The sequence below is a fragment of the Pseudonocardia tropica genome (genome assembly GCF_040105315.1).
In the GTDB taxonomy this organism is placed as follows: Bacteria; Actinomycetota; Actinomycetes; order Mycobacteriales; family Pseudonocardiaceae; genus Pseudonocardia; species Pseudonocardia alni.
The window spans coordinates 292150-306386 of sequence record NZ_JBEDNP010000002.1; the positions used below are offsets into that span (position 1 = coordinate 292150).

The 14237-nt window shown below is 75.6% G+C and carries 11 protein-coding genes; 6 read left to right on the forward strand and 5 right to left on the reverse strand.

Going from position 1 to position 14237, the window contains the following annotated elements; genetic code table 11:
* Window positions 1-2: 2 nt before the first annotated feature.
* Window positions 3-2390 carry a xanthine dehydrogenase family protein molybdopterin-binding subunit gene (locus WHI96_RS04665; protein ID WP_345649781.1) on the reverse strand — a complete coding sequence of 796 codons (2388 nt, stop codon included), beginning with the start codon at window positions 2388-2390 and terminating at the stop codon, window positions 3-5.
* Between the two features lie 122 nt (window positions 2391-2512).
* On the opposite strand from WHI96_RS04665, the gene WHI96_RS04670 reads away from it, so the two are divergent.
* Both WHI96_RS04670 and WHI96_RS04675 read left to right on the forward strand, forming a co-directional pair.
* Window positions 2513-4015: a PucR family transcriptional regulator gene (locus WHI96_RS04670; protein ID WP_345649784.1), complete on the forward strand. Its 1503-nt coding sequence runs from the start codon at window positions 2513-2515 to the stop codon at window positions 4013-4015.
* A gap of 267 nt (window positions 4016-4282) precedes the next feature.
* Complete coding sequence (locus tag WHI96_RS04675; RefSeq protein WP_345649786.1) at window positions 4283-5023, forward strand: sulfite exporter TauE/SafE family protein; 741 nt, start codon at window positions 4283-4285, stop codon at window positions 5021-5023.
* Between the two features lie 45 nt (window positions 5024-5068).
* Here WHI96_RS04675 and WHI96_RS04680 read toward each other — a convergent pair whose 3' ends face one another.
* Window positions 5069-7132: a serine/threonine-protein kinase gene (locus tag WHI96_RS04680; RefSeq protein ID WP_345649788.1), complete on the reverse strand. Its 2064-nt coding sequence runs from the start codon at window positions 7130-7132 to the stop codon at window positions 5069-5071.
* A gap of 124 nt (window positions 7133-7256) precedes the next feature.
* On the reverse strand, window positions 7257-7766 hold the full coding sequence (locus WHI96_RS04685) for a MarR family winged helix-turn-helix transcriptional regulator (protein ID WP_345649791.1): 510 nt from the start codon (window positions 7764-7766) through the stop codon (window positions 7257-7259).
* A 275-nt stretch (window positions 7767-8041) separates the two neighbouring features.
* Between WHI96_RS04685 and WHI96_RS04690 the strand changes: the two genes are divergently transcribed.
* Window positions 8042-8872 (forward strand): DUF427 domain-containing protein, encoded by an 831-nt coding sequence (locus WHI96_RS04690; protein WP_345649794.1) that lies wholly within the window; start codon window positions 8042-8044, stop codon window positions 8870-8872.
* A 15-nt stretch (window positions 8873-8887) separates the two neighbouring features.
* Here WHI96_RS04690 and WHI96_RS04695 read toward each other — a convergent pair whose 3' ends face one another.
* On the reverse strand, window positions 8888-9388 hold the full coding sequence (locus tag WHI96_RS04695; protein ID WP_345649797.1) for a MarR family winged helix-turn-helix transcriptional regulator: 501 nt from the start codon (window positions 9386-9388) through the stop codon (window positions 8888-8890).
* 87 nt (window positions 9389-9475) lie between these two features.
* Here WHI96_RS04695 and WHI96_RS04700 point away from each other — a divergent pair, with 87 nt between their 5' ends.
* Window positions 9476-10591 (forward strand): M20/M25/M40 family metallo-hydrolase, encoded by a 1116-nt coding sequence (locus WHI96_RS04700; protein WP_345649800.1) that lies wholly within the window; start codon window positions 9476-9478, stop codon window positions 10589-10591.
* Here WHI96_RS04700 and coaA read toward each other — a convergent pair.
* Window positions 10563-11492: a type I pantothenate kinase gene (coaA, locus tag WHI96_RS04705; RefSeq protein WP_345649901.1), complete on the reverse strand. Its 930-nt coding sequence runs from the start codon at window positions 11490-11492 to the stop codon at window positions 10563-10565. The two genes, WHI96_RS04700 and coaA, sit on opposite strands and share 29 nt — an antisense overlap.
* A gap of 313 nt (window positions 11493-11805) precedes the next feature.
* Between coaA and WHI96_RS04710 the strand changes: the two genes are divergently transcribed.
* A complete protein-coding gene (locus WHI96_RS04710) occupies window positions 11806-13176 on the forward strand; it encodes a hemolysin family protein (RefSeq protein WP_345649905.1) in 1371 nt (456 codons plus the stop codon).
* Window positions 13173-14234, forward strand: a complete 1062-nt coding sequence (locus WHI96_RS04715) for a hemolysin family protein (protein ID WP_345649803.1) — start codon at window positions 13173-13175, stop codon at window positions 14232-14234. The genes WHI96_RS04710 and WHI96_RS04715 overlap by 4 nt, the downstream gene beginning before the upstream one ends.
* Window positions 14235-14237 lie beyond the last annotated feature (3 nt).

Below are 14237 nucleotides of genomic sequence, written 5' to 3' on the forward strand. Positions count from 1 at the left end.
GTTCAGGCAGTCTGGCCGGACGCGGCGGTGATCGCCCGCCAGACCGCCTGCGGCGTCGCGGGCATGTCCACGTGGGTCACGCCGAGGTGGGCCACGGCGTCGATCACCGCGTTCACCACGGCGGGCGAGGATCCGATCGCGCCGGACTCGCCGATCCCCTTGACCCCCATCGGGTTCGTCGGCGACGGCGTGACCAGCTGCTCCAGCTCGAAGTGCGGCAGGTCGGTCGCGGCGGGCACGGCGTAGGACGCCAGGTTGCCCGCGGTCGGGTTGCCGGCCTCGTCGAAGGTGGCGTGCTCGTAGAGGGCCTGCCCGATGCCCTGGGCGATGCCGCCGTGCAGCTGCCCCTCGACGATCGTCGGGTTCACCACGACCCCGCAGTCGTCGACGGCGACGTAGCGGCGGATCCGGGTGAACCCGGTCTCGGTGTCGACCTCGGTGACGCACACGTGCGTCCCGAACGGCCAGGTGAAGTTCGGCGGGTCGAACGCCGAGTCCGCGGTCAGGTTGGGCTCCATGCCCTCGGGCAGGTCGTTCGCCAGCGACGCCGCGCCCGCCACCTCCTGGATGGTCACCGACGGCCCGGCCGTGCCCGCCACCGCGAACCGGCCGCCGGTGAACTCCAGGTCGGACTCGTCGGCCTCCAGCAGGTGCGCGGCGATCCGCATCGCCTTGTCCAGCACCTTCCCGGCGGCCAGGTGCACCGCGGTGCCACCGACGGCGAGGCTGCGCGAGCCGTAGGTGTCCCGGCCGAACGGCGCGACCAGGGTGTCGCCGTGCAGGACCTCGACGTCGTCGGGGTGCACACCGAGGCGGTCGGCGACGATCTGCGACCAGGCGGTCTCGTGGCCCTGCCCGTGCGGGGAGGTGCCGGTGACGACCTCGACCCTGCCGCTGGTCGTCATGCGCACGGTGGCCTGCTCCCAGCCGCCGGACTGCAGCCGGACCCCGGCCGCGACCTTCGACGGCGACAGCCCGCCGGACTCGGTGAAGTTGCCGAACCCGATCCCGATCTGCACCGGGTCCGAGGAGGAACGGCGGCGGGCCTGCTCGGCGCGCAGCTCGTCGTAGCCGACCAGCTCCATCGCCCGGCGCATGCAGGTCTCGTAGTCCCCGGAGTCGTACTGCACCCCCGACGGGACCGTGCGCGGCTCGAGGAACTTCGGGTGCAGGTTGCGCAGCCGCACCTCGGCGGCGTCCAGGCCGAGCTCGCGGGCCAGGTCGTCCATGATCCGCTCGTGGCCGTAGGCGGCCTCCGAGCGGCCGGCGCCGCGGTAGGCGTCGGTCGGGGTGAGGTTGGTGAACACGCCCTTCGCGGTGAACGAGTAGTGCCCGAAGTCGTAGAGCCCGCAGAAGGTGAACGCGCCGAACACGGCGATGCCGGGGGTGAGCAGCTGCAGGTAGGCGCCCATGTCGGCGAGCAGCTCCACCTTCATCGCGAGGATCCGCCCGTCGCGGGTGGCGGCGACGGAGACGTCCTGGATCTGGCCGCGGCCGTGGGTGGTGGCCTGGTGGTGCTCCGAGCGGGTCTCGGTCCACTTCACCGGGGTGTTCAGCCGGCGGGCGAGGACGAGGGCGAGGAACTCCTCGGCGTAGACGTTGAGCTTCGCGCCGAACCCGCCGCCGACGTCCGGGGCGACGACCCGGATCCGGGTGTCCGGGATGCCGGTGACCGCGGCGAGGATGTCGCGCACGAAGTGCGGCACCTGGGTGGCGGTGTAGACGGTGAACCCGGCGCCCACCGGGTCCGGCACGCACACCACGGCGCGCGGCTCCATCGGCGAGGGGATGACCCGCTGCTGCAGGTAGCGCCCGGAGACGACGACCTCGGCGTCGGCGAAGGCGGTGTCGACGTCGCCGGTGGCCAGCGGCCAGGTGTAGCAGTGGTTGGTGCCCATCTCCTCGTGCACGACCGGGGCACCGTCGGCGAGGGCGTCGGCCATGTCGACCACGGCGGGCAGCTCGGCGTACTCGACGTCGACCAGGTCGGCGCCGTCGCGGGCGGCCGCGGCGCCGGTGGCGAGGACGACCGCGACGCCGTCGCCGACGTGGTTGACCTCGTCGCGGGCGAGCGGGCGGTGGTCGGGGATGCGGATGTCCTCAGTGACCGGCCAGCCGCACGGGATGCCGGCGAGGAACTCGTCGTCGACGTCGGCGGCGGTGAGGACCGCGCGGACGCCGGGGACCGCGGCGGCCGCAGTGGTGTCGATCGCGACGATCCGGGCGTGCGGCAGCGGGCTGCGCACCACGACCATGTGCAGGGTGCCGGGCGGGGCGATGTCGTCGGTCCAGGTGGCACGGCCGGTGAGCAGCGCCTGGTCCTCCTTGCGCTGCATGCGGGTGCCCACCCACGGTGCCGCAGCGGTACCGGTCTCCTGCGTGGCGGTCAAAGCGCTCCCTCCGACGACGACTGCGGTCCGTGCCGGACAGCGTGATCCGGAACACGCCGACGCGGTAGTGTCCGGAGTGTCCAGTTCGATGTCCGGGACACGCCGGTCCGGCAGGGGGTCCGATGGCGCTGACGCTGCGCACGCTGTGTGCGAGCCGCAGTCTCGGACTGCGGCTCGCGTGTCCGTCCGCGGATCAGGATCGACCGCTCACGTGGGTGCATTCGAGCGAACTGTCCGATCCGACGCCCTACCTCGACGGCGACGAGCTGCTGCTGACCACCGGCCTCGGGCCGGCGTCCGACCCGGCCGGCTACGTGTCCCGGCTCGTCGCGCACGGTCTCGCCGGGCTCGGGTTCGGCTGCGGTCTGGGCCACGACGACCTGCTCCCCGCGCTGCGCGAGGCGTGTGCGCGGGCCGGGCTGGCGCTGCTGGAGGTCCCCGAGCGCACCCCGTTCCTGGCGCTGACCAAGGCCGTCGCCGAGGCCCGCGCCGCCGACCGCTACGCCGAGGTGGTCCGCACCGACGAGGCGCAGCGGGCGCTCACCGCCGCCGCACTGGGCGAGGACGACCCCGACACCGGCACCGCCCGGGTGCTCGACCGGCTCACCGAGCGTCTCGACGCCTGGGCGCTGATCTCCGGGACCGACGGCCGGGTCCGCCGGTCCGCGCCCGCCGGGGCGGCCCGGCGGGCGGACCTGCTGCGGGCCGAGATCGACCGGGTGCGCGAGCACCCCGGGCCGTCCAGCGTCACCGTCGCCGCCGGGGACGGGCAGGTCGTGCTCCAGCCGGTGCGCCTGATCGGACCCGCGGTGCTCGTCGTCGGGCGGGACCGGCGCTTCACCCCGGTCGACCGGCAGCTCATCGGGTCCGCGGTGTCGGTGCTGACCCTGGCCCACGCACGCAGCGCCGCGGCCGGGCGGGCAGAGCGCCGGGTGCGGACCGCGGTACTGCGGGCGCTGGCCGCGCTGCCGGGCTGCGGTGCCGAGGACGTGCTCGCCGAGACCTGGGGGCCGCTGCCCGGCGGGGACCTGGTCGCGGTCGCGCTCGGCGGGCGGGCCACCGGTGCACCGCCGGACGTGCTGCTCGACGCCCTGGAACGGGCCCCCGGGGTCGCCTTCCACGCCGAACTCGACGGGCGGGTGGCGGTGCTCGTCGGCGCCGGGTCGGCGCCGGCGGTGCTGGAGGTCGCCGGACGGGTGCGCGGGGTGCGGGCCGGTGTGTCCACGCCGGCGCCGGTCGGTGAACTGGGCCGCGCGCTGCGCGAGGCGGGCCGGGCGCTCGACGCCGCCGAACGCCGCGACCGGGCGGTGCTGCGCTTCGCCGACCTCGCGGGCAGCGGGCTCGCCTCGCTCGTGCGCCCCGAGGACGCCACCGCCTTCGCCGACGCGGTGCTGGCCCCGCTGGTCCGCCACGACACGGAGCGGCGCGGCGACCTCGTCGCCTCGCTGCGGGAGTGGCTGGCCCACCACGGGCAGTGGGACCCGGCCGCGTCCCGGCTCGGGGTGCACCGCCACACCCTGCGGGCCCGGATCACCCGGGCCGCCGCCCTGCTGGAGCGCGACCTCGACTCCCCCGGTGTCCGCGCCGAGCTGTGGTTCGCCCTGCACACCACCGACCCCGGCTGAGGAGGCGCTACCGGGCGGCGACCGACCCCACCGTGGCCTGCGGCGGCTCGGTGGTCGCCACGAACGCGACCCCGGGCGGCCGCGAGTACCGGGGGGGCGGGCGGGCAGGAGCAGCGGGGCGGCACCCACCCCGGCTCGCGCGGACTCACCACCGCGCCCTCGGTTCCGACGCAGGTCGCTGCGCCGGTCGGCGTCACCGTGAGGTGGGCGTGCCCCTCACCGGGCGGGGGGTAGGGTCCTGTGCATCGACAACGAGGGGCTCCGCCCGTGACCCCGTGGCAGCTGCTCACCCTGTTCGGTGCCGGCGTCGCGGCCGGCCTGATCGGCGCCGTCGCCGGGCTCGCGTCGCTGTTCTCCTACCCCGCGCTGCTGGCCGTCGGGCTCCCCGCGACGACGGCGAACATCACCAACACCGTCTGCATGCTGTTCCAGGGGGCGGGCTCGGTCGCCGGGTCGCGCCCGGAGCTGCGCGGCGCCGGGCCGCAGCTGCGCCGCTGGATCGGCCCGGCGCTGCTCGGCGGCGCGGCCGGGGCCGGGCTGCTGCTGCTCACCCCGGCCGGTGGTTTCGAGCGGATCGTGCCGTTCCTCGTCGCGGTCGCGGCCCTGCTGCTCCTGCGCCCGCCCCGGCCCGCGGCCGAACCGCGACCGCCCGGGCCGGGCGTCGCGGTGGGGGTGTTCGGCGTCGCCGTCTACGCCGGGTACTTCGGCGCCGCGGCCGGGGTGATGATGCTGGCGCTCACGCTGTCGCTTCCGGGCGCGACCCTGCTGCGGGCCAACGCCCTGAAGAACGCGCTGAGCTGGGCGGCGAACGCCGTCGCCGCGGTCGGGTTCGCGGTCTTCGGTCACGTCGCGTGGGCGGCGGTGCCCGCGCTGGCCCTGGGCCTGCTCATCGGCGGCCGGCTCGGCCCGGTCGTGGCCCGGCTGCTCCCGGCCCGCCTGGTCCGGATCGGCATCGCGGTCGCGGGCCTCGGCCTGGCCGTGCGGCTGTTCGTCCAGGCCTGGCTCTGAGCGACCCGGCGACGCCCGGCGGTGCGCCGTGGGTGGGGCGGGCCCTCAGCCCCGGCGGTACTCCAGCATCGCGGTGACCGGGCCGTCGGTGCGGTGCCCGTGGCGGCGCAGCCAGCCGTCGAGCTTGCCCTGCACCGTGGGCAGGTCCGGACGCCGGTGCGGCTCGGTGCGCATCGCCTGCTTGAGCAGCGCCAGGTGCGCGGTGCGGCTCGGCAGGTGGGTCAGTTTCGCCCCCGCCGCGGCGGCCCGCAGCCCGGCGACGGCGTCGGCGGACTCCCCGCGCGGCGGGTGCCCGCTCAGCGCGAACGACACCGCCGCCGCGAGCTGCCAGGAGTCCGAGGCGGGCGAGGCGGGCTTCCCGGCCGCGGCCTCCGGCGCCAGGTAGTCCGGCGTGCCCAGGACGTAGCCGGTCTGGGTCAGCGTGGAGTCGCCCTGCTTGCGCGCGATCCCGAAGTCGATCAGGTGCGGGTGCCCCTGCGGGTCGACGACGATGTTGCCCGGCTTGATGTCGCGGTGCAGCACCCCGGCGCGGTGCGCGGTGTGCAGGGCACCGGCGATGCCGGTCCAGATGCGGGCCGCGGAGATGTCGTCCACCGGGCCCTGCTCGCCGACGAGCTGGCCCAGGGACATGCCGTCGACGTACTGCATGACGATGACCAGCCCGTCCATGCCCTGCAGGCCAGGGTCGGACGAGGCGTGCAGCAGGTCGTGGATCTGCACGCAGCAGGGGTGGCGCAGCGCGCCGAGCGCGGCGGCCTCCCGGCGGATGCGCTCCTCGGTCTCCGGGTCCGCGGCGTGCGCGGACTTGACCGCGACGGTGTGGCCGAGCTTCGCGTCGTGGGCCAGCCAGACCCCGCCGAAACCACCGGCGCCGAGGCGGCGGATCAGCCGGAACCGGGATGCCCGCGGCGGACCGCCCGCCACGGGTGCGACGAGCGTGGGCCGGCGCGGCGGACCCGCCGGGGGCCGTCCCGCGCCGGAGACCGGGCCGCGGGCCGCTCCCGACACCGGGCCGCGCAGCGGACCCGCGGCGGGGTGTGCGGCCGGGCCGGTGAGCGGTGGCGGTCCGGCGGGCGGGCGTCCCGCCGGGCCGGGTGCGTACCCGGCGGGCGGCAGCGCGCCGTACCCGGACGGTGGGCGGGGCGCGGCGGCGAACCCGGCGTAGGGCGCGGACTGCTCGACCGAGGACGGCCCGCGGGTGCCGTTCGTCCCGGCGGTGCCCGGGGTCTCGCGGGCGGAGAAGCGCTGGGCGAGGCGCTCGGCGACACTCGGCGTCGCGGCGGCGCCGGACTGCGGGGCGAGCCCGTCGCCGCCACCGCGCCCGGCCCGCGACGACCCGGTGCCGGTGCGTCCCGCGGCGGACGGCTCGGCGCGGCGCGGCGGCGCGTCGCGCCCGGCGCGGATCCGCTCGACCGTCGCCCGCGACGGCGCGGGGAACAGCGGGACGACCAGCACCCCGACCAGGCTCGCGGCGAGGATGCCGACCCACAGGTGCTCGGCGGTGCCCGCGGGGACCGCGCCGGTCAGCACGATCAGCGCGAACAGCGGGAGCCAGAAGAACTTGGCGGGCCAGCGGGGCCCGCGACGGAGCGCGGTGCGCGCCTGGACCGCGACGAGCACGGTCGCGAGCAGCGGCACGACGCCGAGCAGGGCGACGGAGGTGACCGAGGTGACGACGTCCCCGCCGATGGACCCCGCCACGGTACCGCGGCCCAGGTAGCTGCTCTGGGTCCCGACGACGCTGCAGGTCTCGACCCGGATCGACGACGTGGCCGACGAGCTCAGGCCGGGGACGGCCGGCACCCCCGCGGTGGCCCGGCTGAACACCCCGCCCGCCCCGACGAACACCGCCAGCGGGAGCAGGCCCGCCGACAGCACACCGATCCCGGCCAGCAGCACGGACTCGGCCGAGCCGTAGCCCGAGGAGGACCCGGAGCCGATCCCGCGGCGCAGCAGCGCGACCAGCGCCGCACCCGCGGTGGGCAGCAACCCGGTCAGCACGCCGAGCGCGGTGACCGACCAGGCCCAGTCCCCCGGGCACACGTCCGGCACACCGAGCCCACGGATGCCGTCCAGCACTCCGGCGACGAGCGCCACCAGCGCGTCCACGCCCGTCCTCACCCCCGAACTCGCTCCGGGTGCGGGCCACCCGGACTGCCCACTATCGCATCACCCGGGTGGGGCCCGGCGGAGCAGCGGGGTACACGGACGCGCGCGGGCGCGGGGCGGACCCTCAGCGGACGAACAGGTCCAGGTCGGTGTTGAACCGGTCGAGCAGCTCGGCCAGGGAGTCGCGGTCGTGGGTCGGCCAGTGCGCGATGACCTCGCGCAGGGGCGCCAGGCGGGCCTCGCGGACCTGCTCACGGGCGGCGAGCCCGGCCGGGGTCAGGGTGACGCTGACCGAGCGGGGGTCGCGCTCGCGGGGGGACACGTCGACCAGGCCGGCCCGCGACAGACGCGAGACCTGGCGGCTGGCGGTGGGCTTGGAGACACCCAGCTTGCCGGTCAGCGCGGTGAGCGAGAGGGCGCCCTCGTCGTCGAGCAGCATGAGGACCGGGTAGGTGTAGCGGTCCACGGCGTCGTTCGCGCCGTAGCCGTGCGACCACACCGACTCCATGGTGCGGCGGACCAGCAGCGTGATCTGCTTCTCCAGCGAGTGCAGCGGGTCCTGGGTCGCCGTGGCGAGGCCGCCGGTCGCCACGGTTGCGTCGTCGTCAATCGGGCCAATCGGACGTTCCGTCATGATTCGCATGCTACACACGTTGCGGGCCGCAACATTGACGATCGCAATCACGTAAGCGGATCGAAAGGTTCGTGCGCCTTCACGCAACGATGCTGCGCCGAACGGGTGTGATCGGCGACGCCCGTCGTCGAGAGTGCCGGAAGCACCCCCGACTCCCCCTACGTGCCCGAGGTCGCCGAGTACGTCGGGACCTCGCCGCGCGCCACTCATGGAGCTTTGGTTCGGTGGCACCGGACCGAAGCTCCATGAGTGCACCACCCTGCGAGGAGGGGAACGTGGGACTCACCCGCACCGACGGCCCGCTGTCGCCGTACGCGCCGTCCACGGTGAACTACGCGATCGACGGACCGCCGCACAAGCTGCTGATGCATCCGTTCCCGAGGCGGGTGCGGGCGGAGTTCGCCGGGCGCACCGTGCTCGACACCCGGGCCGGGTTCCTGCTGCACGAGTCGAACCTGCTGCCCGTGCTGTACGTGCCCGAGGCCGACCTCGACCCCGGCGTGCTCGTGGCGACCGACCACTCCACGCACTGCCCGTTCAAGGGCGACGCGTCCTACCGCTCGCTCGTCGTCGGCGACCGGACCGCGGAGAACGCCGTCTGGCACTACCCCGAGCCCGTCGCGGCGGCGCCCTGGCTGCGTGGGCTCGCCGCGCTGTACTGGAACGCCGCCGACGCCTGGTACGACGAGGACGAGCAGGTCTTCGCCCACCTCACCGACCCCTACACCCGGGTCGACGTGCGCCCGACCCACCGCGAGGTCGTGGTCACCCACGTCGCGACCGACGGCGTCGAGACGGTCCTGGCCCGCTCGGCGCACCCGTGGGTGCTGTCGGAGACCGGGCTGCCGAACCGCTGGTACCTGCCCGACGCCGACGTCGCCGTCCCGAGGACGCCGAGCGGGCTGCGCACCCGCTGCCCCTACAAGGGCGAGGCGCACTACGAGCACGCCGACCTGCCCGGCGGGACCCGGCTGGCCGACGTGTTCTGGCACTACCCCGACCCGCTGCCGGAGTCGGCGCGGGTCGCGGGGCTGCGTGCCGTGGCGGGCGGCAGCCGTGACGACGGCTCCCGGGTCGTGGTCACCGTCGACGGCGCCGAGGCCTGAGGGGCCCCGCAGCGCTCAGTCCTCGTCGGCGACGATCAGGGCCTCGATCGCGGGCAACGCGGCCTCCAGGGCGGCGCGCTGAGCGGCGTCGAGCCGGTCGAGCCGGCGGGCGACCAGCGCGGTGCGCTGGCTGCGGACCTCGCGCAGCCGGTCCAGCCCGTCGGCGGAGATGGAGATGAGCACGCCGCGGGCGTCACCCGGGTCGGCGGCGCGCCGGACCATGCCCTGGTCGTCCAGCGCGGACAGCACCCGGGACATCGTCGGTGCGGTCACGCCCTCCCGGCGGGCCAGCTCCGACAGGCGCAGCGGGCCGTGCTGCTCGACGGTGACCAGGGTCGACAGCTGCAGCGGCGGCAGCGACTCGGAGCCGTCGATGCGGATCCGGCGGTTCAGCCGGCCCACGGCCAGGCGCAGCCGGGAGGCCACCTCGTCGTCGCTCGTCTCGAAGCGGCCGGCCACCACCGTGCCGCCCGCGCCGCCGGAGCCGCCGGACTCGCTGCCCGATCCCTCACTCATCGCCCCATTCTGCCAAAGAAGTGCTGAGCAATGGCATCGGCCCTCGGCGGCAGCTGGTCGTGGCGGGGTCGTGGCAGGGTCGCGGGGATGGAGACCCCCGACCCCGTCGCGCTCGCCGGCTCGCTGATCGCCCTCGACACCCGGGGCGGCGGGGAGCGCGCGGCCGCCGACCTGCTCGCCGGCCTGCTCGACGACGGCGGCTTCACCGTGCGGACCGAGCCCGACCCGGCCGACCCGGCGCGGGCGAACCTGGTGGCGCGCCGCGGCGACGGCCGCCCGCCGGTCACCCTCACCGGGCACCTCGACACCGTCCCCGCCGACCCGGCCGGCTGGTCGTTCGACCCGCACGCCGGTGACGTCGTCGACGGGCGGCTGCGCGGGCGCGGCAGCACCGACATGAAGGCCGGTGTCGCGGCACTCGTCGTCGCGGCGCTGCGCAGCGACCCGGCGACCCCGCTGCAGCTGGTGTTCACCTTCGGCGAGGAGACCGGCGGCGACGGCGCCCGGCTGCTGACCGGCCTGGAGCCGTCGCCGCTGCTGGTGGTGGCCGAGCCGACCGCCAACCGGGTGCTGCACGGCCATAAGGGCGTGCTGTGGCTGCGGCTGGTGCAGCACGGGGTCGGCGCCCACGGGTCGCGCCCGGAGCTGGGCGACAACGCGCTCGTCGCGCTCGGGCGGGTCGCGGCGGCGCTCCACGACCACATCTGGCCGGTCGGCCCGACGCACGGCGCCGCCACGGCCAACCCCGGGACGCTGCACGCCGGACTGCAGCCCAACCTGGTGCCCGACCGCGCGGAGCTGGAGGTCGACCTGCGCCTGGTCCCCGGCCTGGACGCCGCCGCCGCCCGCGACGAGGTGGCCGGGATCGCCCGCGCCGCGCTGGCCGGCACCACCCACCGCGGCGTCCCGGACGTCGAGGTGCGCCTGGACCTGCCCGCCGTCGGGACCGACCCGGCCGACCCGCGGGCGGCCGCGGCCGCGACGGCGCTCGGGTACGGCGGGCCGGCGGCGTTCGCGTCCTACTTCACCGACGCGTCGGTGCTCGTCCCGGCACTCGGGGACCCGGCGGTGCTGGTGTACGGACCCGGCGACCCCGAGCTGGCGCACGTCACCGACGAGACCTGCTCCGCGGCCCGGGTCGGCGAGGCGGCCGACGCCCTGGTCCCGGCGCTGGTCAGAGCTTGCGCAGCCGCACCCGCGTGACGTCGTGGTTCGGGCCCTTGGTCAGCACCGCGCTGGCCCGCGAGCGGGTGGGCAGCACGTTCTGCTCCAGGTTGGGCTGGTTGATCGTCGCCCAGATCTGCTCGGCCCGGGCGATGGCCGCGTCGTGGTCGAGCTCGGCGTAGCGGCGGAAGAACGACTGCGGGTCCCGGAACGCGGTCTGGCGCAGCCGCAGGAACCGCTCCACGTACCAGCGGCGCACGTCGGCGGTGGCGGCGTCGACGTAGACCGAGAAGTCGATGAAGTCCGACACGGTCAGCGCGCCCGCGACCGCGGGCTGGAGCACGTTGAGACCCTCGACGACGAGGATGTCCGGGCTGCGGACCACGAGCTGCTCGTCGGGCACGATGTCGTAGACCAGGTGCGAATAGACCGGGGCGGTCACCTCGGGGCGGCCACCCTTGATCTCGGAGACGAACCGCAGCAGCTTGCGGCGGTCGTAGGACTCCGGGAAGCCCTTGCGCTCCATCAGCCCGCGGGCCCGCAGCTCGGCGTTGGGGTAGAGGAACCCGTCGGTGGTGACCAGCTGCACGTCGGGGTGCTCCGGGGAGCGGGCCAGCAGCAGGCGCAGCAGCCGCGCGGTGGTCGACTTGCCGACCGCGACCGAGCCCGCGATCCCGATCACGAACGGGGTGCGGGCCCCGCCCGAGCCGAGGAAGCGCCGGTAGGCCCGGTACAGCCGCCCGCCCTCCTCGACGTGCAGGTTGAGCAGCCGCGACAGCGGCAGGTAGACCTCGCGGACCTCGTCGAGGTCGACGAAGTCGCCGTAGCTGCGCAGCTGCTCGAGCTCCCGGGACGACAGCGGCACCGTGGTCGAGGACGCGAGCTGCGCCCAGGAACGGCGGTCGAAGTCGACGAACGGTGAGGCGCTCCCCCGAGCCAGCCCGGAGCTGCGCCGACCGCCGTACTGCGGGGGCGCCGCCGCCGCGGGGGTCGCGCGCTCCGACGGGGGCGTCGGCTGCGGGGCGCTCACCGCTGCGCCGCGGTCGGGGCCCCGCCCACCGGCCCCCGGCGGCCGTCCGAGGGACCCGGTGGCGCGGGGAGCGGTGCGGAGGGCGACGTCGCCGTGGTCATGGCTGACCAACCTAGACCCCGGCCACGGACCGGATCACCGTCGGGACGCCGTGAGATCACTCGCAGCTCCCGTCGGGCGGTCGGGGCGCGGCGCCCGTATCGTCGTGCACCGTTTCTCCCTGATGGAGGCCCTGAACTCCGTGTCCGTCCTGCTCTCCTGTCTCGGGCTGCTCGCGGTCGTCGCGCTCACCCTGGGAACCGCCGTCTCCGTCGCCTCGGAGTTCTCCCTCACCGCGCTCGAACGCAGCCGCATCGACGCCGCCGTCGCCCGCAGCGACGACCGCCGCACCCGCTCGGTGCAGCGGGCGCACGAAGGGCTGTCGTTCCAGCTGTCGGGCTGCCAGCTCGGCATCACCGCCACCACCCTGGCTACCGGCTACATCGCCGAGCCCGCCGTCGCCGAGCTGATCCGGCCGGTGCTGGAGGCCGTCGGGCTGCCCGCCGGGATCGCCTCGGGCACCGCGACCGTCCTGTCGCTGGTCCTGGCCACGGTGCTGTCGATGGTGTTCGGCGAGCTGGTCCCGAAGAACCTCGCGATCGCCCACCCGATGGAGGTGGCGCGCTCGGTGGTGTGGCTGCAGGCCGGGTTCGCCTCGGCGTTCCGCTGGCTCATCACCGGCCTGAACACCGCGGCCAACGCCATCGTGCGCCGGTTCGGCATCGAGCCGGCCGAGGAGCTGCGCTCGGCACGATCCCCCGGCGAGCTGAGCTCGCTGGTGCGGGCCAGCGCCGAGAGCGGCAGCATCGACCCGGGCACCGCGGTGCTGCTGGAGCGCTCGCTGCGCTTCACCGACCGCGTCGCCGGGGACCTCATGACCCCGCGGGTGCGGGTGGAGACCATCGACGCCACCGACACCGTCACCGACCTGGTCGCGCTGGCCCGCCGCTCCGGGTTCTCCCGGTTCCCGGTCGTGGACGGCGACCCGGACGTCCCGCTGGGCCTGGTGCACGTCAAGCAGGCGTTCTCGGTGCCGCCGGCCCGCCGCGCCGACACCGCCGTGCGGGACCTGGCCCGCCCGGTCGAGACCGTGCCGTCGTCGCTGGACGGTGACGAGCTCATGACCCGGCTGCGGGCGGCCGGGCTGCAGACCGCCGTCGTCGTCGACGAGTACGGCGGCACCGCGGGCCTGGTGACCATGGAGGACCTGGTGGAGGAGATCGTCGGCGACGTCCGCGACGAGCACGACCGCGGCGAGCAGAACCGGGTGCGCCGCCTCGGCGACGGGGTCTGGGCGCTGTCCGGGCTGATGCGCGACGACGAGGTCGACGAGGCCACCGGCTTCCGGATGCCGCACGGGGAGTACGAGACCCTCGCCGGGCTGGTCGTGGCCCGCCTGGGCCGCATCCCCGACGTCGGCGACGCCGTCGAGGTCGACGGGTGGACCCTGGAGGTCCTGCGCCGCGACCGCAACCGGGTCGCCGAGGTCCGGGTGGGCCGCGCCACCGACCGCGCCACCGACCGGACCGCCGCACACGGGGCGGTGCCGGCGTGAACGACCTGCTCGCACTGCTCGCCGCCGTCGCCCTGCTCGGGGTGAACGCGTTCTTCGTCGCCGCGGAGTTCGCGCTGATCTCCGCCCGCAAGGACCGCCTGGAGGCCATGGCCGACGGCGGGTCCGCCGGGGCGCGGCGGGTGCTCGACGCCTCGCACGACCTGTCCCGGATGCTCGCGGCCTCCCAGCTGGGCATCACGATCGCCTCGCTGCTGCTCGGCCGGCTGGGCGAGCCCGCCGTCGCGCACCTCATCGACGGACCGCTCGCCGCCGTCGGGGTGCCGGAGGCGTTCGCCTACCCGGTCGCGTTCGCGGTGTCGCTGATGATCGTCGTCGTCGCGCACATGATGCTCGGCGAGATGGTGCCGAAGAACATCTCGATCGCGGGCCCCGAGCGCGCGGCGATCCTGCTGGTCCCGCCGTTCCTGGTGTGGACCCGGGTCACCCGCCCGTTCATCGACCTGTTCAACGCGATGGCCAACGGCACCCTGCGCCTGGTCGGGGTGACCCCGCGCGACGAGCTGGAGACCGCGTTCACCACCGGCGAGCTCGCCGAGATGCTGGGCGACTCGCGCCGGGAGGGCCTGCTCGACGACTCCGAGAGCTCCCGGATCGAGCGGACCCTGTCCTCGGCGGAGGCGACCGTCTCCGACGTCGTCGTCGCACTGGAGGACCTGGTGTGCCTCGACGCGGGCCCCGGCGGGTCGACGACGGTCTCCGCGCTCACCGAGGCCGTGGAGCGGACCGGGTACTCCCGCTTCCCGATCCGCGGCGCCCAGGGCAGGCTGACCGGGTACCTGCACGTCAAGGACGTGCTGGACCTCGCCGACTCCGAGTCGGCGACGATCCCGCCGCAGCGGGTCCGCAGCCTGCCCTCGGTCCCGGCCTCGGCCCGCCTGGACGAGGCGCTGGCGACGCTGCGGGCGGCCCGGGCGCACCTGGCCCGCGCCGTCGACGGGCACGACACCACCGTCGGGGTGGTCACCATGGAGGACCTCACCGAGGCGTTCGTCGGCAGTGTCCGCGACACCACCCACGCCCCCGGCACACCGGCCTGACCC